This window comes from Lentzea sp. NPDC003310, assembly GCF_040610935.1.
Lineage (GTDB): Bacteria > Actinomycetota > Actinomycetes > Mycobacteriales > Pseudonocardiaceae > Lentzea.
Map to the genome: position 1 here is coordinate 1 of NZ_JBEXNC010000025.1, position 18,288 is coordinate 18,288.

Annotated in this window: 18 protein-coding genes; 6 read left to right on the plus strand and 12 right to left on the minus strand. The window is 69.6% G+C overall.

Annotated elements, in window-relative coordinates:
* Window positions 1–256 precede the first annotated feature (256 nt).
* Window positions 257–1,228, minus strand: coding sequence for a zinc-binding dehydrogenase (locus tag ABZX02_RS38615; protein WP_355306173.1), 972 nt, complete (start codon window positions 1,226–1,228; stop codon window positions 257–259).
* A 2-nt stretch (window positions 1,229–1,230) separates the two neighbouring features.
* Window positions 1,231–2,031, minus strand: coding sequence for an SDR family NAD(P)-dependent oxidoreductase (locus ABZX02_RS38620; RefSeq protein WP_355306174.1), 801 nt, complete (start codon window positions 2,029–2,031; stop codon window positions 1,231–1,233).
* 128 nt (window positions 2,032–2,159) lie between these two features.
* Here ABZX02_RS38620 and ABZX02_RS38625 point away from each other — a divergent pair, with 128 nt between their 5' ends.
* Together ABZX02_RS38625 and ABZX02_RS38630 are read left to right on the plus strand one after the other, a co-directional pair.
* Window positions 2,160–2,912: an SDR family oxidoreductase gene (locus ABZX02_RS38625; RefSeq protein ID WP_355306176.1), complete on the plus strand. Its 753-nt coding sequence runs from the start codon at window positions 2,160–2,162 to the stop codon at window positions 2,910–2,912.
* A gap of 11 nt (window positions 2,913–2,923) precedes the next feature.
* Window positions 2,924–3,376 carry a MaoC family dehydratase gene (locus ABZX02_RS38630; protein WP_355306178.1) on the plus strand — a complete coding sequence of 151 codons (453 nt, stop codon included), beginning with the start codon at window positions 2,924–2,926 and terminating at the stop codon, window positions 3,374–3,376.
* 3 nt (window positions 3,377–3,379) lie between these two features.
* Here the strand turns inward: ABZX02_RS38630 and ABZX02_RS38635 are convergent, their stop codons facing one another.
* Window positions 3,380–3,946, minus strand: coding sequence for a TetR/AcrR family transcriptional regulator (locus tag ABZX02_RS38635; protein ID WP_355306180.1), 567 nt, complete (start codon window positions 3,944–3,946; stop codon window positions 3,380–3,382).
* A gap of 38 nt (window positions 3,947–3,984) precedes the next feature.
* On the opposite strand from ABZX02_RS38635, the gene ABZX02_RS38640 reads away from it, so the two are divergent.
* Entirely contained in the window at window positions 3,985–5,040 is a 1,056-nt protein-coding gene (locus ABZX02_RS38640) for a DUF2855 family protein (protein WP_355306182.1), read from the plus strand.
* A gap of 19 nt (window positions 5,041–5,059) precedes the next feature.
* Here the strand turns inward: ABZX02_RS38640 and ABZX02_RS38645 are convergent, their stop codons facing one another.
* Genes ABZX02_RS38645 through ABZX02_RS38675 form a run of 7 tightly spaced genes read right to left on the minus strand, consistent with a single transcriptional unit; the run spans window position 5,060 to window position 11,985 of the window.
* The gene (locus ABZX02_RS38645) at window positions 5,060–5,611 is read right to left on the minus strand and encodes a 3'-5' exonuclease (RefSeq protein WP_355306183.1); all 552 of its coding nucleotides are present in this window, start codon (window positions 5,609–5,611) and stop codon (window positions 5,060–5,062) included.
* Window positions 5,612–5,633: 22 nt separating this feature from the next.
* The gene (locus ABZX02_RS38650; protein ID WP_355306185.1) at window positions 5,634–6,341 is read right to left on the minus strand and encodes a hypothetical protein; all 708 of its coding nucleotides are present in this window, start codon (window positions 6,339–6,341) and stop codon (window positions 5,634–5,636) included.
* Window positions 6,328–7,746 carry a substrate-binding domain-containing protein gene (locus tag ABZX02_RS38655; protein ID WP_355306186.1) on the minus strand — a complete coding sequence of 473 codons (1,419 nt, stop codon included), beginning with the start codon at window positions 7,744–7,746 and terminating at the stop codon, window positions 6,328–6,330. The genes ABZX02_RS38650 and ABZX02_RS38655 overlap by 14 nt, the downstream gene beginning before the upstream one ends.
* Complete coding sequence (locus ABZX02_RS38660) at window positions 7,743–8,858, minus strand: hypothetical protein (RefSeq protein WP_355306188.1); 1,116 nt, start codon at window positions 8,856–8,858, stop codon at window positions 7,743–7,745. The genes ABZX02_RS38655 and ABZX02_RS38660 overlap by 4 nt, the downstream gene beginning before the upstream one ends.
* Window positions 8,859–8,872: 14 nt before the next feature.
* Window positions 8,873–9,631: a glucose 1-dehydrogenase gene (locus ABZX02_RS38665; protein WP_355306190.1), complete on the minus strand. Its 759-nt coding sequence runs from the start codon at window positions 9,629–9,631 to the stop codon at window positions 8,873–8,875.
* Window positions 9,631–10,827, minus strand: coding sequence for an acetyl-CoA C-acetyltransferase (locus ABZX02_RS38670; RefSeq protein ID WP_355306192.1), 1,197 nt, complete (start codon window positions 10,825–10,827; stop codon window positions 9,631–9,633). The genes ABZX02_RS38665 and ABZX02_RS38670 overlap by 1 nt, the downstream gene beginning before the upstream one ends.
* 12 nt (window positions 10,828–10,839) lie before the next feature.
* On the minus strand, window positions 10,840–11,985 hold the full coding sequence (locus tag ABZX02_RS38675; RefSeq protein WP_355306194.1) for an acyl-CoA dehydrogenase family protein: 1,146 nt from the start codon (window positions 11,983–11,985) through the stop codon (window positions 10,840–10,842).
* 93 nt (window positions 11,986–12,078) lie between these two features.
* On the opposite strand from ABZX02_RS38675, the gene ABZX02_RS38680 reads away from it, so the two are divergent.
* Window positions 12,079–12,699 carry a TetR/AcrR family transcriptional regulator gene (locus ABZX02_RS38680; protein WP_355306196.1) on the plus strand — a complete coding sequence of 207 codons (621 nt, stop codon included), beginning with the start codon at window positions 12,079–12,081 and terminating at the stop codon, window positions 12,697–12,699.
* On the opposite strand, the gene ABZX02_RS38685 is transcribed toward ABZX02_RS38680, so the two are convergent.
* Both ABZX02_RS38685 and ABZX02_RS38690 read right to left on the minus strand, forming a co-directional pair.
* Window positions 12,692–12,964 carry a GlsB/YeaQ/YmgE family stress response membrane protein gene (locus ABZX02_RS38685; protein WP_355306197.1) on the minus strand — a complete coding sequence of 91 codons (273 nt, stop codon included), beginning with the start codon at window positions 12,962–12,964 and terminating at the stop codon, window positions 12,692–12,694. The genes ABZX02_RS38680 and ABZX02_RS38685 overlap by 8 nt on opposite strands.
* A 97-nt stretch (window positions 12,965–13,061) precedes the next feature.
* Window positions 13,062–13,841 carry a sporulation protein gene (locus ABZX02_RS38690; protein ID WP_355306199.1) on the minus strand — a complete coding sequence of 260 codons (780 nt, stop codon included), beginning with the start codon at window positions 13,839–13,841 and terminating at the stop codon, window positions 13,062–13,064.
* Window positions 13,842–14,022: 181 nt separating this feature from the next.
* Here ABZX02_RS38690 and ABZX02_RS38695 point away from each other — a divergent pair, with 181 nt between their 5' ends.
* Both ABZX02_RS38695 and ABZX02_RS38700 read left to right on the plus strand, forming a co-directional pair.
* Window positions 14,023–16,947, plus strand: a complete 2,925-nt coding sequence (locus ABZX02_RS38695; RefSeq protein ID WP_355306201.1) for a carboxyl transferase domain-containing protein — start codon at window positions 14,023–14,025, stop codon at window positions 16,945–16,947.
* Window positions 16,948–16,956: 9 nt separating this feature from the next.
* Complete coding sequence (locus ABZX02_RS38700) at window positions 16,957–18,258, plus strand: MFS transporter (RefSeq protein ID WP_355306203.1); 1,302 nt, start codon at window positions 16,957–16,959, stop codon at window positions 18,256–18,258.
* The last annotated feature ends 30 nt before the right edge of the window (window positions 18,259–18,288 follow it).

Consider the following 18,288-nt stretch of genomic DNA (forward strand, 5'->3'; position numbering starts at 1 on the left):
CACCGCGGCCTCGCGGACCGAGCCGATCGTCCAGCGCGCGATGTCCGGGTCGGCGGCCCGCTCTTGGTGCGGCTCGTGATGGGACCCCACCGCCGAGGCGCCCAAACTACGAAACAGGCAGCCGCTCTGAGCAACAGGCGTGCCATCTACCCGCCCACAGCGCGGGCCCCCTGATCAGATTGCCGGGGTCTGGGGCAGAGCCCCAGGGGAAGCACGCAACAGGCACCCGCCAACGGCAAGCCAGCCAACACCAAACCTACCGCGACGGATCCAACAACAACTTCCCGGAAGTCCGACGAGCCCGCAGGTCCTCGTGAGCCTGCCGAATCTCCCCCATCCCGTACTCCCCACCGGGGATGGCCTTCAGCTTCCCGTCGACGACGAGCTGGAACAACTCAGCCATAGCCCGATGCGCCAAAGTCCCGTGCTCCGCATCGCGAACCTTCAACGCATGGGGCAGCCACATACCCGCAACGGCCGTGGAGTGCACCAGCAGCGCCCTGGGGTCGACCGGCTTCGGCCTTTCCCGCGAGGCCATGCCGTAAAACGCAAGGCGCCCGAACGGAGCCAGCGCCACCAGCGACTGGTCAGTGGTCGCACCCCCGGTCATGTCCAGCACGACGTCGACGCGGCGACCGCCGTTGGCTTCCTTCAGAGCAGCGGTCATGTCCTCGGACCGCGAGTCGATCGCCACATCCGCCCCGAGGTCAAGCGCCAACTTCCGCTTCTCCTCGGAAGACGCCGTGGCGATCACGCGGCCGGCCCCCCACAACTTGGCCAGCTGCACGGCGATAGTCCCCACCCCACCGGCGGCGGCGTGCACGACCACCGACTCACCGGCCTCCATGTGAGTCGACTTCCGCAGCAACAACCAAGCCGTGGCACCCTGCACGATCAACGACAGCGCCGTCAGGTCGTCCACGCCATCGGGCACGTCGAACGTGGTCAGCAACGGCGCGACGGCCTTCTCCGCGTACCCACCGGAGTTCGCGGTCAACGCAACGACCCGCCGCCCGTCAGCGGTAACCCCAACGATCTCACCGCCGGGCACCAACGGCAGAGACATCTTCGCCAGGTACGAGTTCTCCGCCTGGTGCGTGTCGGCGTAGTTCAGGCCGGCCCGCGACACGTTGATCAGGACTTCGCCCTCGCCCGCCACGGGGTCGGGCAGGTCGACCTGCTGCAGGACCTCGGGGCCGCCGAACTCGGTGATCTGGATGGCACGCACAGTCAGTTCTCCTCGAGCGCGATCGAAACGGGGTCCTTGCGCGCGGCCTCGACCCGCGAGCCGTCCGCGGTACGAGGACCGGGCGGGTTGCGGAAGCCGAACGGCTCCGACGGGCGGCCCGCCTGGACGAACCAGGCCTCGCCCGTGCCCGAACCCTCCACAATAGACATGAAGCCGTCCACGACGTCGGACACCGGAATGATCGGCATGCCGATCTCCTCCAGCGTCGAGCGCAGCGGCACGATGATGTTGGTGTCGGCGAAACCGGGGCACAGCGCGTTCACGCGCACGTCCGGATGAGCGCCGCCGAGCGAACGCACGAGACCGACGACGGCGGCCTTGTTCGCGCCGTACACCGGGTCGCCCGGCATCGGCATGAGGCCGGCCATCGATGCCGTGGCGATGATCTGGCCGCCGCGCTTGCGGAGCTCGGGCAACGCGTAGTGCGCGCCGTAGACGACGCCGTCGAGGTTGATGGCCATCGCACGGCGGTAGGTCTCGACGTCGAAGTCGTCGCCCAGCGAGCAGCCGGTGCCGATGCCCGCGTTCAGGAACGCGATGTCGAGCCCGCCGTACGTGCGCACGGCCAGGGCGACCGCCTCGGCGGAGTCTGCGGGCACCGTCACGTCGCACCGCACGAACACGCCGCCGATCTCGTCGGCGACGGCCTTGCCCTGGTCGGCGTCCACGTCCGCGACCACGACGTGCGCGCCGAGCGATACCAGCCTGCGGGCGGACGCGGCGCCGATGCCGTTGGATCCGCCGGTGATGAGCGCGACCTTGCCGGTGAAGTCCACGGGCACCTGCCTCCTCGAATTGCCACATTCCGACCAGTCGGTATGGTCGTCCGCACAGACCTGGACGTCAAGCGGACTGATAGGTACGTTACTAAGCGCTTGCTTAGCTCACCACTGAGACCTGAGGAGGACCCGTGGCCGACAGGGTTGCGATCGTCACCGGCGCGGCGCGTGGCATCGGTGCCGCGGTCGCGCAGCGCCTCGCCGCGGACGGACTGGCCGTCGCGCTGCTCGACCTCGACGAGCAGGGCGTGCTCGACGGCGCCGAGAAGATCGTCGCGAGCGGCGGGCGCGCCATCGGCCTGAAGGTCGACGTGGCCGACGAGGAGCAGGTCGGCGCCGCGGTCGCGAAGGTCGCCGAGGAGCTCGGCGCGCCGACCGTGCTGATCAACAACGCCGGCGTGCTGCGCGACAACCTGCTGTTCAAGATGACGGCGGGCGACTGGGACACGGTCATGAACGTGCACCTGCGCGGCGCGTTCCTGATGAGCAAGGCCGTGCAGGCGTTCCAGACGAAGGAAGGCTTCGGCCGCATCGTCAACCTGTCGAGCACCAGCGCGCTCGGCAACCGCGGCCAGGCGAACTACTCCGCCGCCAAGGCCGGTCTGCAGGGCTTCACGAAGACCCTCGCGATCGAGCTCGGCAAGTTCGGCGTCACGGTCAACGCGATCGCGCCCGGCTTCATCGCCACCGAGATGACCAAGGCGACGGCCGAGCGGATGAAGATCTCGTTCGAGGACCTCGTCAACGGTGCCGCGCAGGCCATCCCGGTCGCGCGCGTCGGGCAGCCGGAGGACATCGCGCACACCGCGTCGTTCCTCGTCAGCGAGGGTGCCGGGTTCGTGTCCGGCCAGGTCATCTACGTCGCCGGCGGACCGAAGGACTGAGGACGCCCACCATGCGCGCTTTCGAGAACATCGACGAGCTCGTCGCGGCCAAGGGCCAGCACCTCGGCTTCGGCGAGTGGCACGAGGTCACGCAGGAGCAGGTCAACCTGTTCGCCGACGCGACGCTCGACCACCAGTGGATCCACATCGACGTCGAGAAGGCGGCGAAGGGTCCGTTCGGCGGCCCGGTCGCGCACGGCTACCTGACGTTGTCGCTGGTCCCGTACCTGGTGCGGGACGTCTACACCGTCAAGAACATCAAGATGGGCGTGAACTACGGCAGCAACAAGGTCCGCTTCCCGCAGCCGGTGCTCGTCGGTTCCAGGGTGCGCGGCGGGGTCGAGCTGCTGGACGTCACGGACATCGCGCTGGGCAAGCAGCTCGTGACCAAGGTCGTCATCGAGATCGAGGGCAGCGACAAGCCCGCGTGCGTCGCCGAGATCGTCAGCGTGATCGTCCCCTGACGGTCACGGCCTGAGACTGCGGATCAGCAGGTCCGCGTAGTGGTCCGCCAGCCGCTCGGGCGGGATGTCCCCGTCCGGGCGGTACCAGGTGCCGAGCTGGTGCAGCGAGCCGAAGAAGTAGTACGTGGCCACGTCGGCGGGCACGTCGGCGCGGAACGTCCCGTCGCGCTGCCCCTCCTCGACCAGGCCGCGGAACTTCTCGTGGTAACGACGCCGTTCGGACCGCACGACCTTCTGCTTCTCGGCCGAGAGGTGGTTCATCGAGCGGAAGAACACCTTGGCGGCGTCGAAGTCCTCGATGCTGGTGACGATGACGTCGACCGCGGCCTCGCGCAGCCTGTCCTCGATCGGGCCGGTGCTCGACGCGATCTTCTCCAGGTGCTCGGTCTGCAGGCGCAGCAACCGCCCGTAGATCTCGTGCAGCAGGTCGTCCTTGGAGCCGAAGTAGTGGTACATCGCGCCTTTGGTGACACCGGCGTGCTCGACGATCTCCTGCACGGCGACGCGTTCGTACCCCTTGTCCGCGAACAGGCGGGTGGCGGAATCGATCAGTCTTTCAGGCACGGTCACGACCGGAGCGTACCTCCCGCGCTAGGAGAACCCAGGCAATGATCAGCAGCTGGACCGTGGTCGTCGACCGCGGAAACCTCGCCGAAACCGAAGTGCTGCACGACGAAGCACCCGCCGCGGCCGACCTGTCGGACTGCGAGGTGCTGCTCCGGGTGAGCCGGGTGGGCCTCACCGCCAACAACGTCACGTACGGCGTGATCGGCGACCTCATCGGCTACTGGAACTTCTTCCCCGCGGGCGGCCCGGGCCAGGGCGTGATCCCGGTGTGGGGCTTCGCCGACGTCGTCGACTCCACTGTGGACGCCCTGCCCGCCGGCACCCGCGTCTACGGCTACCTGCCGATGGCCGGCCACTTCGTCGCCCGCGCGCGCCTGACCTCGTCCGGCTTCGTCGACACGGCCGACCACCGCGCGTCCCTGCCCGCCGTCTACAACAGCTACCTGGTCACCTCGGCCGACCCCGCCTACGACGAGGCGCTGGAGGACCTGCAGGTCCTGTACCGGCCGCTGTTCCTGACGTCGTTCCTGCTGGCCGACCAGCTCGTGGACAGCGCCTTCCACGGCGCCCGCACGGTCGTGATCTCGTCGGCGTCGAGCAAGACGGCGTTCGGCACCGCGCAGTGCCTGCGCGACGCGGGGGTGCGGGTCGTGGGCCTGACTTCACCGCGCAACGTGGACTTCACCGCCGGCCTCGGGCTGTACGACACCGTGCTGCCCTACGGCGCCGCGGTGGACGTCGAACCGTCGGTGTACCTGGACTTCAGCGGGTCGGCCGAGGTGCGGTCGGCGCTGCACGACCGGCTGGGCGAGGCGCTGGTGAAGGACATCTCGATCGGGCTCACCCACCAGGCGCCGTCGCAGGACCCGCGGTCGGAGTTCTTCTTCGCACCGGACCAGCTGCGCAAGCGGACCGCCGACTGGGGTGCGGACGGGTTCGCGCGGCGGTTCGGGGAGGCGTGGCGCGGGTTCACCGCGCAGGCCGGTGCCTGGGTGGCCGTGACGCACCACAGCGGGCCGGAGGGGCTGGTCGAGGTGTGGCGGTCGGTGCTGGCGGGGACGACGGACCCGGCGCGGGCCGACGTGATCACCTTCTGACGCTCTCAGGACTCCTCCATCACCGCGGACCTCGCCCGAGCAGCCCGGCCAGCAGACCCGCGATGTTGAACGCGTCGTCGTGCCCGCGGTGGTGCGTGCCGTCGATCTTCCGGCCGGTGATCCGCACCGCCTCGGCCATGCCGACCTCCCGCGGCAGGGCGTGGGCCAGCCCGAACAGCGTCTTGACGTTCAGGTGCCGCGGCCCGAACGGGTACCGGACGCCGAAGTCCGCGCACTGCCGTTCGAACATCTTGCGGTCGTAGTCGCCGTAGGACGCCCAGACGCGGCGGTCGGACCGGAACTCCTTGCGCAGCACGGCGCACGCGTCGGCGAACGAGACGCCTTCGGCGACCTGCGAGGCGGTCAGCGTGGTCAGCGAGGTGCAGAACGCACTCACCGACGACCGGGACGGGCGCACCAGCACCGAACGGCGCTCGCCCCGCTTGCCCGTGGCCACCGAGAGCGGGCAGATCCCGATCTCGATGATCTCCGAGACCTCGCCGGGTGGCGGCGATCCCTCCCAGCAGGTCGACTCGACGTCGACCACCAGCACCTCGTCCAACGTGATCACGCCACGATCGTCCCCCACGCGTCTACTGGAATACGACGACCGGCAGCACCACGATCTCGCCGGTGGCGGCGTTCCAGGACTGGACCTTGCCCAGGCAGCGCGCGTTGAACTGGCCCGGTGGGAGCGTGTCGCGCAGTGACGCGCGGTCGCACTCGACGCGGACGCGGGACGAGCCGACCGGTGCGAGCAGCACGGCCGGGTCGTCGCCCTCGCCCACCTCGAAGCGGCCGTGCAGGGCCACGTAGTCGCGGATGTCGTTGAGGCGCTTGGCTTTGCCGCGCCGCCACGCGTCGTCGGCCTTGATGGTCTGCGTGGTCAGGTCCACCTCGACCACGCCGTGGCCCGCGCGCAGGCCCGCCAGCACGACGCCGATCACGTCGATCTCGGTGGCGGGTTTCTCGTAGGTGTCGGTGTTCTGCTCGACGACGGAGCCGTCGACGCCGATGCCGAACTCGCTCGGGCCCACCTGCAGCTTGCCGTTCTTGGTGACGGTGATCTGCTTGACGAACTGCCGGGTGACGGCGTCGTCGTAGCGGCCCACCTTGCAGAGGTTGATCATCCGCTGGCCGTGCACGTAGAACAGCAGGCCCGGCACCTCGGGTTCGGGGGCACGGCGGCGCAGCCACCGCCAGCCGAGCGCGACGACGACCACCAGCGCGATCAGCGTCACGGCCCAGATCAGGATCCAGCCCCACGTGACGGACCACCAGAGCGCTCTATCGACAGCCACGGATCTCCCTCACCGCCTCCAGCAACGACTTCGCGCCCGCCTCGACGAGCCGGCCGCCGCTCGCCTGCGCCACCCGGTCCAGCTCGGCCGTCGAGGCCTCGCCGAACCGGATCGGGAACACGGGCACCTCTCCCCTGCCCACGCGCAGGAACTCGTCGACCGACGGGCCCGCGTTGTTCTCGCCGTCGGTCATCAGCACCACCGCCGTCTCGCCGCGCGCCAGTTGCAGACCGCGTTCCAGCGCGGCCCAGATCGCCGTGTTGTCGCGCAGGTCCTCGGACGCGACGACGGCCAGCAGCGCGTCGAGGTCCTCCTTGCCGCGCACGGTGATCGACCGCTCCTCCAGCACCGTGCCCGCGAACCGCACGATCGTCACGGTCTCGCCGACGTAGAAGCGGTCGAACCCGTTGAGCGACGCGAACGCCTCCCGCAGCCCCGCGAGCCGCGCGCCCCGCATGGACGTCGAGTAGTCCAGCACGAACACCACCTGGCGGCCGTCGCCCGCGCGGTCGTGGAACAGCAGCAGCCGGTCGATCACCTCGGCGCTGTCCGGGAAGTAGAGCGCGATGCCGAGGTCGGCGCGCAGCTTCTGGTCGCGCACCACGGACGGCTCGACGGGGCGGCGCCAGGTGCGGTCGGCGATCATCTGCTGCGCGGCGGGCGACCGCAGCCACTCGACGACGCGGTCGTAGGTGGCCCGGTGCTCGGGTCTCACCAGCATCAGCGGGTAGTCGGACAGGACGATGCCGTCGCGCGGATAGACGATCTCCAGCGGTTCCGGCAGCGAAGCGTTGAGCGACAACAACTCCGACTCGTGCGCGACCAGTCCGTCCACATCGGACCGGCGGGCGAACTCGGCGACCGGGTCCGGCACGTCGAACGCCCGCCCGGCCAGAAAGCCCTGCAACCGGTCGCAGCTGACGTCCTCGGGTCTCAACGGCGCACCGGTGCCCGCGGCCGCCGTGGCGACCCCGATCAACGCGGCCATCCCGCCGCCGGACACGCGCGGATCCGCCATGCCGTACCGGAACTGGCCCAGCGCGGCGCGGTCCGCGACGTCGGCCCAGGTCGGCCGATCCCCCAGCACCGCCCGCTTGCCGCGTTTCACGCCCAGCACCACCGGGGACGTCATGACGCTCGCCGCGAGCTCCGGCTCGGCACCGCGCAGGCGCAGGAACCTGGTGGTGGACAACCACGCCAGGTCGAACCCGTCGAGCGACCTGCTCGCCTCGACCGTGCCGCGGTGCTCCACGGCCAGCTCGACCCCCGTGGCCTTCTTCAGCTCCGCGAGCACCGGCCCGAGGTCGGCGAGCTCGGTGCTCGCCAGCACCTTCAACCGGACCGCGGGCGTGCTCGGCGTGCACGCGGCCAGCAGGAGCAGCAGGACCGCCGCCAGCACCCTCACTTGCACTCGCCGACGACGTCGAGCATGCGCTCGAACAGCTCGGCCTTGGGCAGCTGGACCCGGCCGGTGTCCCCGGCCGGCGGCTCCGGCAGCCCGCGGCTCGTGATGTGGGCGCCGAAGTCGGCACCGGTCTCCCCGTTCCACCCCAGCGGGTGGAAGCCCAGCTCGACCGCGCGCTGCCGCAGCTCGGGGTCGTTCATCATCAGCTCGCCGATCCGGTCGCCCTCGGGCGTGAACGAGATCAGCTCGGGCGTGCTCTGGTGCTGCTTCTCCGGGTAGAGCAGCACGCGCTCGGTGTCGACGCTCTTCTGCCGCAACTGGTAGGCGATGTACTGGTGCTCGTAGATCACCGCGATGACGGCGTGCGTGCGGCCCTCGGGCACGAAGTACTTGGGGGCCATGTCCTCGCCCGCCTGGCCCTGCGCGTCGACGTAAGGCTTGACGTCGCGCGCCAGTTGCTCCGCCGCCTCGACGGTCTGCGGCGGCTCGTCGCCGAAGGCGGTGGCGAAGAACCCGACGAGGGTCGCGCCCGAGTAGGCCTTGCAGGGGTCCGGCGACTGCACGAGGATCCGGTTCTCGTTCGGCAGGCCGTAGTCCTTCCAGCGCCTCTGGGCGTTGGCCAGTTCCGTGAGCTTGTCCATCTTGAGGGTGTAGTAGAGGTCGCCGTGCTTGGTCGCGGCACCCGCCTTCACCAGCGCCTCGGCGTACTCGCGGAACGTCGCCAGCACGACCGGCGTGAAGAACGGCCGGTACGGCACGACGTGCTTACCCGCCCTGCGGGTCTTCACGTGCTCGTTCGCCACGTGTCCCGACGGGAACACGAAGTGGTACGAGTCGAGGTCGGGCTTCTCGGCCAGGTCGCGGGACCCGATCGGCGTCACGTGCACCTGGTAGCCGCGGGCCATCAGGATCCGCTTGACCTGCTCGTCCTGGAAGAAGTCGCGCTTGGACGCGAAGAGCGCCCGCACGACCGTCACCGAACGGAAAGGGCCGGTGATGTGCCCCGCCACGAGCAGCACCACCAGCCCGACCACGAACACCGCCAGCGGCGGCGCGAACCACAGCAGGAACCGTCTTCGCGGGTCCACGACCTTGAACTCGGGCTCCCGCACGGCTCCCCCTGGAGTCAGACGATCACGGCACCACCGTCGACGACGAGCGTCTCGCCCGTAACGTAACCGCCCGCCGGGGAGGCCAGGAACAAAACGGCGGCGGCTAGTTCCTCCGGGTCACCGATTCGCCCGGATGGCAGAGAGGCCTGCATCTTCTCGAGGTACCCGGGCGGGTACTGGTCGGTCATCTCCGACTCGAAGAAACCGGGGCAGATCGCGTTGACGCGGATGCCCTTGCGGCCGGTCCACTGCTGCGCGAGGTCCCGCGTCAGGCCGAGCAGGCCCGCCTTGGACGCCGAGTACGCGGCCTGCGGGATGCCGCCGGTCACGAGGCCGAGCACGCTGGAGATGTTGATGATCGAACCACCGGAGGTCATGACCGCCGCGGCGGCCTGGGCCATCCAGTAGGCGCCGTTGAGGTTCACGTCCACCACACCGCGGAACTCCTCCGGCGTCTCCCGCGAGGCCGGGACGGCCGACGCGACACCGGCGTTGTTCACGAGCACCGCGACCGTGCCGAACTCGGCCGCCGCACGGGCCACCTCGCGGCAGTCCTCGGGCTTCGAGACGTCGGCCTGCACGACGAGCGCGCGCTGCCCGGTGGCCTCGACGAGCGCGGCCGTGTCCTTCAGCTTGTCCGCGCGGCGGGCGGCGAGCACGACGTCCGCGCCGGCCTCCGCGAGGCCCTTGGCGAACGCGACGCCGAGACCCGAGGAGGCGCCGGTGACGATCGCGACCTTCCCGTCCAGGCGGAACTTGTCCAGGATTCCCACTACGACAGCCTTTCCAGGATGATCGCCATGCCCTGACCGCCGCCGACGCACATGGTCTCGAGGCCGAACTGGGCGTCGCGGGCCTGCATGCCGTTGATCAGGGTCGTCATGATCCGCGCGCCGGTCGAGCCGAACGGGTGGCCGAGCGCGATCGCGCCGCCGTGCACGTTCAGCTTGTCCAGGTCGATGCCCAGCGCGCGCTGGGACCCGAGCACCTGCACGGCGAACGCCTCGTTGATCTCCACCAGGTCGATGTCCGAAATGGACAGACCGGCGTGTCCCAGGGCCTGCTTCGTGGCGTCGACCGGGCCCAGGCCCATGATCTCCGGCGAGAGGCCCGAGACGCCCGTGGACACGATGCGCGCCAACGGGGTCAGGCCGAGCTCACGTGCCCGCACGTCGCTCATGATCACGACCGCGGCCGCGCCGTCGTTCAACGGGCAGCAGTTGCCGGCCGTGACGGTGCCCTCGGGGCGGAAGACGGTCTTGAGCTGGGAGACCGCCTCGTAGGTGACGCCGGCGCGCGGTCCGTCGTCCGTGGAGACGACGGTGCCGTCGGGCAGGGTGATCGGCGTGATCTCGCGGGCGAAGAACCCGTCCGCGATCGCCTTCTCCGCGAGGTTCTGCGACCGCACGCCGAACTCGTCCTGGTCGTGGCGCGAGATGCCGAGCTGCGTCGCGACGTTCTCGGCCGTCTGGCCCATCGCGATGTAGTAGTCGGGCAGCGTGCCGTCGAGGCGCGGGTCGGTCCACGGCGCGTTGGAGGCCGCCGTGTCCTCGGTGCGTTGCCGCGCCTCGTCGAACAGCGGGTTGAACGACGGTGCGCCCGAGTGCATGTACCGCGACACGCACTCGACACCGGCCGAGATGAAGGCGTTGCCCTCGCCCGCCTTGACGGCGTGGAAGGCCATCCGCGCGGTCTGCACCGAGGAGGCGCAGAACCGGTTGACGGTCGTGCCGGGCAGGCCGTCGTGGCCGAGCTGCACGGCGACGCGGCGCGCGATGTTCTGACCGTGCTCGTCCTGCGGCTCGGCGCACCCGAGGTGCAGGTCGGTGATCTCGGACGCCGGGAGGTCGCCCAGCGCGGCCGAGATCACCTGAGCGGCCAGGTCGTCGGGCCTCATCGAGGCGAGGGAACCCTTGCGGGCACGGCCGATCGGCGACCGGGCGGTGGAGACGATGACTGCTTCGGGCATGTCGTTCTCCCCTTACAGGCCGAGGTCGCGGCCGATGAGTTCCTTCATGATCTCGTTGGAGCCGGCCCAGATCTTCGTGACGCGGGCGTCCATCCACGCGCGGGCGACGCGGTACTCGGTCATGTAGCCGTAGCCGCCGTGCAGCTGCACGCAGGCGTCGATGACCTCGTTCTCGACCTCGGCGCTCCAGTACTTCGCCTGCGCCGCCTCGACCGGGGTGAGCTCGCCGCGAACGTGCTGCAGGGTCAGCGTGTCGACGAACGCCTGGGTGACGTCGAGCTTGGTGCGCAGCTCGGACAGCAGGAACTTGTTGTGCTGGAACTTGCCGATCGCCTGCCCGAAGGCCTTGCGCTCCTTGACGTACTCGAGCGTCTCGTCGAAGACGCCCTGCGCGTGCGCGAGGTTCGAGATGGCGGCGCCGATCCGCTCCTGCGGCAGGCGTTCCATCATGTAGATGAAGCCCTGGCCCTCCTCGCCGATGACGTGCTCGGACGAGAGCCGCACGTCGGAGAAGAACAGCTCCGCGGTGTCGGACGGGTGCTGGCCGACCTTGTCGAGCTTGCGGCCGCGCTCGAAGCCGGGCATGCCGGTCTCGACGGCGAACAGCGTGATGCCGCGCGCGCCCTTGGACGGGTCGGTGCGGGCCGCGACGACGATCATGTCGGCGGTGTAGCCGTTGGTGATGAACGTCTTGGAGCCGTTGAGGATCCAGTCGTCACCGTCGCGCACGGCGTTGGTCTTGAGCGCCGCGAGGTCGGAGCCGCCGGACGGCTCGGTCATCGCGATGCCGGTCTTGATCTCGCCGGTGCACATGCCGGGCAGCCAGCGCTGCTTCTGCTCCTCGGTGCACAGGTCGACGAGGTAGGGCGCCACGACGTCGCCGTGGATGCCGAGCGACGAGGCGACCGCGGCGTTGACCCGGCACAGCTCCTCGGCGAAGACGGTGTTGAAGCGGTAGTCGTTCGCGCCGCTGCCGCCGTACTCCTCGGGGATCTCGAGGCCCAGCAGGCCCTGCCGTCCGGCCTCCAGCCAGACGTCCCGGTCGATCACCCGCTCCTCGATGAACTTCTCGACGTTCGGGGTGATCGTGCGCTCGACGAACGCCTTCGCCGACTCCCGGAACGCGGCGTGATCCTCGTTGAACAGCGTCCGCTGCACGACTAACCTCCATACTAAGCGGTTGCTTAGCGCTAAGCGCACGCTTAGCGTGCAGTACGATCCATCACCTGTCAACACGCTAGGAGCGACCCGATGACGACGACCGGACTGGACGGGTTCGCGCTGCTCGACGAGACCTGGCGCGCGGTCACCCCCGAGGCCGCCCGCCGGATGCTCATCGCGGCCGTCCAGGCGTTCGCGGACAAGGGATACCACGCCACGACGACGCGGGACATAGCTTCACGGGCGGGAATGTCCCCTGCGGCCGTGTACATCCATTACCGGTCCAAAGAGGAACTGCTCTTCAACATCTCGCTCGTCGGTCACGAGACGTCGCTGGCGCTGCTGTCGTCGATCGAGGGCAGCGACGCGACGGACCGGCTGAAGAACGCCGTCGCGGCGTTCGCGGGGTGGCACGCGGAGTTCCACACGACGGCGAGGGTGGTGCAGTACGAGCTCGGCGCGCTCTCTCCCGAACACCACGCACAGGTGGCGGAGCTGCGCCGGCAGATCGAGCAGCGGATGCGGTCGTACATCGCCGACGGCGTCGAAGAGGGCGTGTTCGACGTGCCGGATCTGAAGGGCGCGACCCTGGCCGTGCTGTCGCTGTGCATCGACGTCGCGCGCTGGTACCAGCCGGGCGGGAAGCGGACCCCGGACGAGATCGGCGCGATGTACGCCGACCTCGTCCTGCGGATGGTCCGTCCTAGCTGACCGACTTCCTGCCGTACAGCCCTGCCACCAGGGACACGCCGACCGCGGCGACCACGATCTGGACGATGAGCTCGATCCAGTCGATGCCGGGCGTGTCCTCCACGCCGAGCAGCCGCGCGATCCACGTGCCGATGAACGCGGCCACGATGCCGACGATGATGGTCAGCCAGATCGGGATGTTCTGCTTGCCCGGCGCGAACAGCCGGCCGAGCACGCCCAGGATCAGACCGATGACGAGCGCACCGATGATGCTGCCGATGCCCATGACCGCCTCCTCCGCGATGATTTCGGATCTTGGCCGAGATCATCCCTTCAGAGCACGGTTCACGCAGCGTGAGGCGTAATGCCATCGACCGTTCGGGTTACCAGCGGCTGCCGGAGACCTGCGCCATCCACTGGTTGATCGTCGCGGTCCAGTCGGTGGCGACGGCCTGCTGGTGCGACACCGCGAACCGGCCGTAGGCGTCGCCGCCCGCGCGGAGCAGCCCGGCGCGCTTGTCGGCCTCCAGGATCACGTGCAGCTCGTGCGGCGTCGTGACGAACGTCAGCTCGACCTGCTTGAGGCGGCCGGCGAACTGCGCCGGCGGGTAGAACTCGATCTCCTGGTAGAACGGCAGCTGCTGCGGGACGCCGTAGATGCGGCCCTTCTCGTTGTCCGCCTTGGTGAAGCGGAAGCCCATCTGCCCGAACGCCTGGAGCACGGCGTCCTGCGACGGCAGCGGGTGCACCCAGATCGGGTCGAGGTCGCCGGGGTCGACGGCGCCGCGGACCTCCAGCTCGGTGCGCAGGCCGAGCTGCATGCCGTTGAGGTGGCCGCCGCCGACGACGTTGAGCGGGCACTCGAACGGCACGGGGACCTGGAACGGCAGCGTGAGGTTCTGGTGCGGCTGGGCGATGATCCGCTGGCCCACGGAGAACTTGTGGAACTCCATGTTGGTGTTGTACTCGTTGTCGCCGCTCTCGACCTCGACGCGGGTGAGCAGCGCGAGCGTGACGTGGTCGATCTCGGCCGGGTGGTCACCGCCGGCGATGCGCACCTCGCCCGAGAGCACCTCGCCGGGCCTGACGTTGGGGTTCGTCAGCACCGTGTCGACAGTCGGCCCGCCCACACCGAACGCGCGCATCATCCTCTTGAACACCACTGCGGCCTCCTGAAAGCCCTACGCATGTTTGCGGGGAGTCTGCCAACTGGATCGCCCATTCGCGGCGAAGTGTTCCGTTGACGCCTCAGCACCACGATCGGTTCCGTATGGACTTCCGTTGACTTCAGATGGCAACATGCGACCGCCGTCACATACTAAGCGGTCGCTCAGGAGGATTGCCGTGCTGCTCGTCGCCAACCGGGGTGAGGTCGCTGTCCGCGTGCTGCGCGCGGCAGCTGACCTGGGAATACGCACCGTGGCGGTGTACGCGGAGGACGACGCTTCGTCGCTGCACGTGAGGCTCGCGGACCGGGCCGTGGCACTGCGCGGCCCCTCGCCGTACCTCGACGTGGAGCAGATCCTCGACGCCGCCGACGGCTGTCAGGCGGTGCACCCGGGGTGGGGGTTCCTGTCCGAGAACGCCGATTTCGCTCGGGCGTGTTCGGCGCGCGGACTGGCCTTCGTGGGGCCGTCCGCTGACGTTCTGGAACTGCTCGGTGACAAGCGGCGAGCACGGGAACTGGCGGCGTCGCTGGGGATTCCGGTGCTGGACGCCCCGCCGGGCACGTTCCCGGTGATGGTGAAGGCGGTCGCCGGTGGCGGCGGCAAGGGCATGCGGGCGGTGTTCGCGCCCGAGGACCTCGACAGCGCCGTCGAGGCGTGCCGGGCGGAGGCGCTGGCAGCGTTCGGGAACGGTGACGTCTACTTCGAACGGTTGCTGCCCTCCGCCCGGCACATCGAGGTGCAGCTCGTCGGGACGTCCGTGATCGGCGACCGCGACTGCTCGCTGCAGCTGCGGCACCAGAAGGTCGTCGAGATCGCCCCCGCTCCACTGCTGGACCCGTTGCTGCGCAAGGATCTGCACGCGGCCGCCGTCGCGCTGGCGGAGGCCGCCGGGTACACCGGTGTCGGCACGGTGGAGTTCCTGGTCTCCGGGGACTCGTTCGCGTTCCTGGAGGTCAACCCGCGGCTGCAGGTCGAGCACACGGTGACCGAGATGGTGTCCGGAGTGGACCTCGTGCGCACGCAGCTGCTGCTCGCGTGGGGCGGGGACGTCGACTTCACCCCGCACGACCGGGGCGCGGCCGTGCAGGTGCGGGTGAACCAGACCTCGGGCGGGGTGCTGTCGGCGTTCGGGCTGCCCGCCGGCCCCGGTGTCCGCGTCGACACGCACGGGTACGTCGGCTACCGGGTCGGCACGCGCTACGACGGGCTGCTCGCGAAGCTCGTGGTGCACGGCGAGGACCTGGACGTGGCCCTGAACCGGGCGCGGCGGGCGCTCGGCGAGTTCCGCGTCGAGGGTGTGGGCACGAACCTGGAGTTCCTGTCGGGGCTGCTGGCGCGGGATGTCGTCGGCGCGACCACGGACTTCGTGGTCGAGGAGCCCGTCACGGGCATGCGCGCCCCGCTGGCCGGGACGGTGGTGGCCGTCTCGCCGGACTCCGTGGTGCTGGAAGCGATGAAGATGCAGCACGTCGTGCGGGTGTCCGGCGACGTGCTGGTGGCGGTCGGTGACACGGTGGCCGAGGGCCAGGTGCTGGCGTCGGGCGTCGGCGAGTCCACTGAGGACGATCTGCGCGTCGATCTGGAGCACGTGCGGCCGGACCTGGCGGAAGTATTGGCACGCCACGACTTCTCGCGCCCGGAGGCCGAGGCCCGGCGGCACGCGCGGGGCGGGCGGACCGCGCGGGAGAACATCGCGGACCTGTGCACGGACTTCGTCGAGTACGGCGGTCTTGCGATCGCCGCCCAGCGCGCGCGTCGTTCGTTGGAAGACCTGATCGAACGCACGCCCGCGGACGGCATGGTGGCGGGCATCGGTGTCGTGAACGGGTCTCGGGTCGTGGCGATGTCCTACGACTACGCGGTGCTTGCCGGCACACAGGGCATGCGCAACCACCAGAAGAAGGACCGGCTCTTCGCCCTCGCGCAGCAGGAGAACCTGCCGGTGGTGCTGTTCGCCGAGGGTGGCGGCGGGCGGCCGGGCGACACGGACCACAGCATGGTCAGCGGCCTCGACTGCGGCTCGTTCCACGCGTTCGCGCAGCTCAGCGGCCAGGTGCCGTTGGTCGGCGTGGTGGCGGGGCGGTGCTTCGCGGGCAACGCGGTGCTGCTCGGCACGTGCGACGTGATCATCGCGGTGGAGGGCGCGAACATCGGCATGGGCGGGCCGGCGATGATCGAGGGCGGCGGGCTGGGGGTGTTCCGGCCCGAGGAGATCGGGCCGTTGGACGTGCAGGTGCCCAACGGTGTCGTGGACGTGGTGGTCGGTACCGAGGAAGAAGCGGTGGCCGTCGCCAAGAAGTACCTCTCGTACTTCCAGAGCACTTCGGCCGAGTGGACGTGCGACGACCAACGTCGGCTGCGCCACGCCGTCCCCGAGAACCGCCTCCGCGCCTACGACGTCCGCGCCGTCATCGACACCCTCGCCGACACCGGCAGCGTCCTCGAACTGCGCCGCGCGTTCGGCAAGGCCATCGTCACCGCGCTGATCCGCGTCGAGGGCCGCCCCATCGCGGTCATCGCCAACGATCCGGCCGTCCTCGGGGGCGCCATCGACGCCGACGCCGCCGACAAGTGCGCCCGCTTCCTCCAGCTCGCCGACGCGTTCGGCATCGCCGTCGTCTCGCTCACCGACACCCCGGGCTTCATGGTCGGCCCGGACGCCGAGCGCACCGCCACCGTCCGCCACCTCACCCGCATGGTCGTGACGGGTGCCAACCTGACCGTCCCCTTCGGACTCGTCGTGCTGCGCAAGGCGTACGGCCTCGGTGCCCAGGCGATGGCGGGCGGCAGCCTCAAGGTCCCGCAGTTCGCGATCTCCTGGCCCACCGGCGAGTTCGGGCCGATGGGCCTCGAAGGTGCCATCAAACTCGGCTTCCGCAAGGAGCTCGACGCCATCGAGGACCCGGACGAGCGCCGCGAGCGCTACGAGCAGATGGTCGCGATGGCCTACGAGCACGGCAAAGCCCTCAACGTCGCCTCGGTCTTCGAGATCGACGACGTGATCGACCCGGCCGACACGCGCCGTTGGATCGCCACGGCGCTGGCCCCCTCGACTTCCCCTTCCCAAGGGAAGAAACGCCCGTTCATCGACACGTGGTGAGGAGAATCCGTGGTCAGCGTCGCCCCTGCGGAAAAGACGACCCTGCGCCGGCTCATGGCGGCAGGACTCGTCGGTTCGAGTCTCGAGTGGTACGACTTCTTCATCTACGCGACAGCCGCGGCCCTGGTGTTCCCGAAACTGTTCTTCCCCGAGGCGACGCCGCTGGTGGCGTTGCTGCTGTCCTTCAGCACGTTCTGGGCGGGCTTCATCGCGCGCCCGATCGGCGGCCTGGTGTTCGGGCACGTCGGGGACAGGTTCGGCCGCAAGCCGGCCCTCGTCATCTGCCTCGCGCTGATGGCGGCGGCCACGTTCCTCATCGGCCTGCTGCCCACGACGGCGACGCTCGGCGTCGGCGCTCCCCTGCTGCTCGTGCTGCTGCGCTTCCTGCAGGGCATCGCGGTCGGCGGCCAGTGGGGTGGCGTGGTCCTGCTGCTGACCGAGTCGGCCGGGCCGCGCCGGCGCGGGTTCGCGGGCACGTTCGGGCAGGCCGGCGTGCCGATCGGGGTGCTGCTGGGCAACGTCGCCTTCATCAGCGCCACGACCTCTCTCTCGCCCGAGGCCTTCGCGTCGTGGGGCTGGCGTGTGCCGTTCCTGGCGTCGGCGCTCCTCTTCCCCGTGGTGCTGTTCATTCAGCTCAAGGTCGAGGACAGCCCTGTCTTCCGTGAGATGCAGCAGCGCCGTGCGGAGGCACCTGCCGTGAAGCACGCACCGCTGAGGGAGGCGCTGCGGACGCACCGCAAGCCGATCCTGCTCGGCGCGGGCCTGATGTTCGCGTCCAACGCGATCTTCTACGTGTCGATCGCGGGCGTGCTGTCCTACGCGACCACCACGCTCGGTCTCTCCCGTGAGTCGGTGCTGGTCGTGAGCCTGCTGTCGTCGCTCGTGAGCGTCCCGGTGATCCTCTACGCCGGCGCGCTGAGCGACCGGCTGGGACGGCGTCCGTTGATCATCGCGGGCACCGTCGGCCTGATCGTGTGGGCGTTCCCGTACTTCCTGCTCGTGGACACGGCGTCGCTGCTGATGCTGTTCATCGCGAACACGATCGGTGGCATCGCGTCCTCTCTCGTGTACGGGCCGATCGCCGCCTACCTGGGTGAGCTGTTCGAGGCGCACGTGCGGTATTCGGGTGCCTCTCTCGCGTACCAGCTGGCGTCGATCCTGGTCAGCGGCGGTACGCCGTTCGTGATGACGGCGCTGCTCGGCGCGACCGGGACGTCGATGTCCGTGTCGGCGTTCTTGCTGGTCATGGGCCTGGTCACGCTCGTGTCGGTGCTGAAGCTGCCGGAGACCCACCAGCCGGAACGGGCCTGATCATCAGCCGGCCGGATTGGTGCTACCGTG

Coding starts and splice junctions, on each gene's coding strand:
- ABZX02_RS38680 (WP_355306196.1), top strand. CDS start 12,079: ATGACGACGACCGGACTGGACGGGTTCGCGCTGCTCGACGAGACCTGG.
- ABZX02_RS38640 (WP_355306182.1), top strand. CDS start 3,985: ATGATCAGCAGCTGGACCGTGGTCGTCGACCGCGGAAACCTCGCCGAA.
- ABZX02_RS38630 (WP_355306178.1), top strand. CDS start 2,924: ATGCGCGCTTTCGAGAACATCGACGAGCTCGTCGCGGCCAAGGGCCAG.
- ABZX02_RS38670 (WP_355306192.1), bottom strand. CDS start 10,827: ATGCCCGAAGCAGTCATCGTCTCCACCGCCCGGTCGCCGATCGGCCGT.
- ABZX02_RS38685 (WP_355306197.1), bottom strand. CDS start 12,964: ATGGGCATCGGCAGCATCATCGGTGCGCTCGTCATCGGTCTGATCCTG.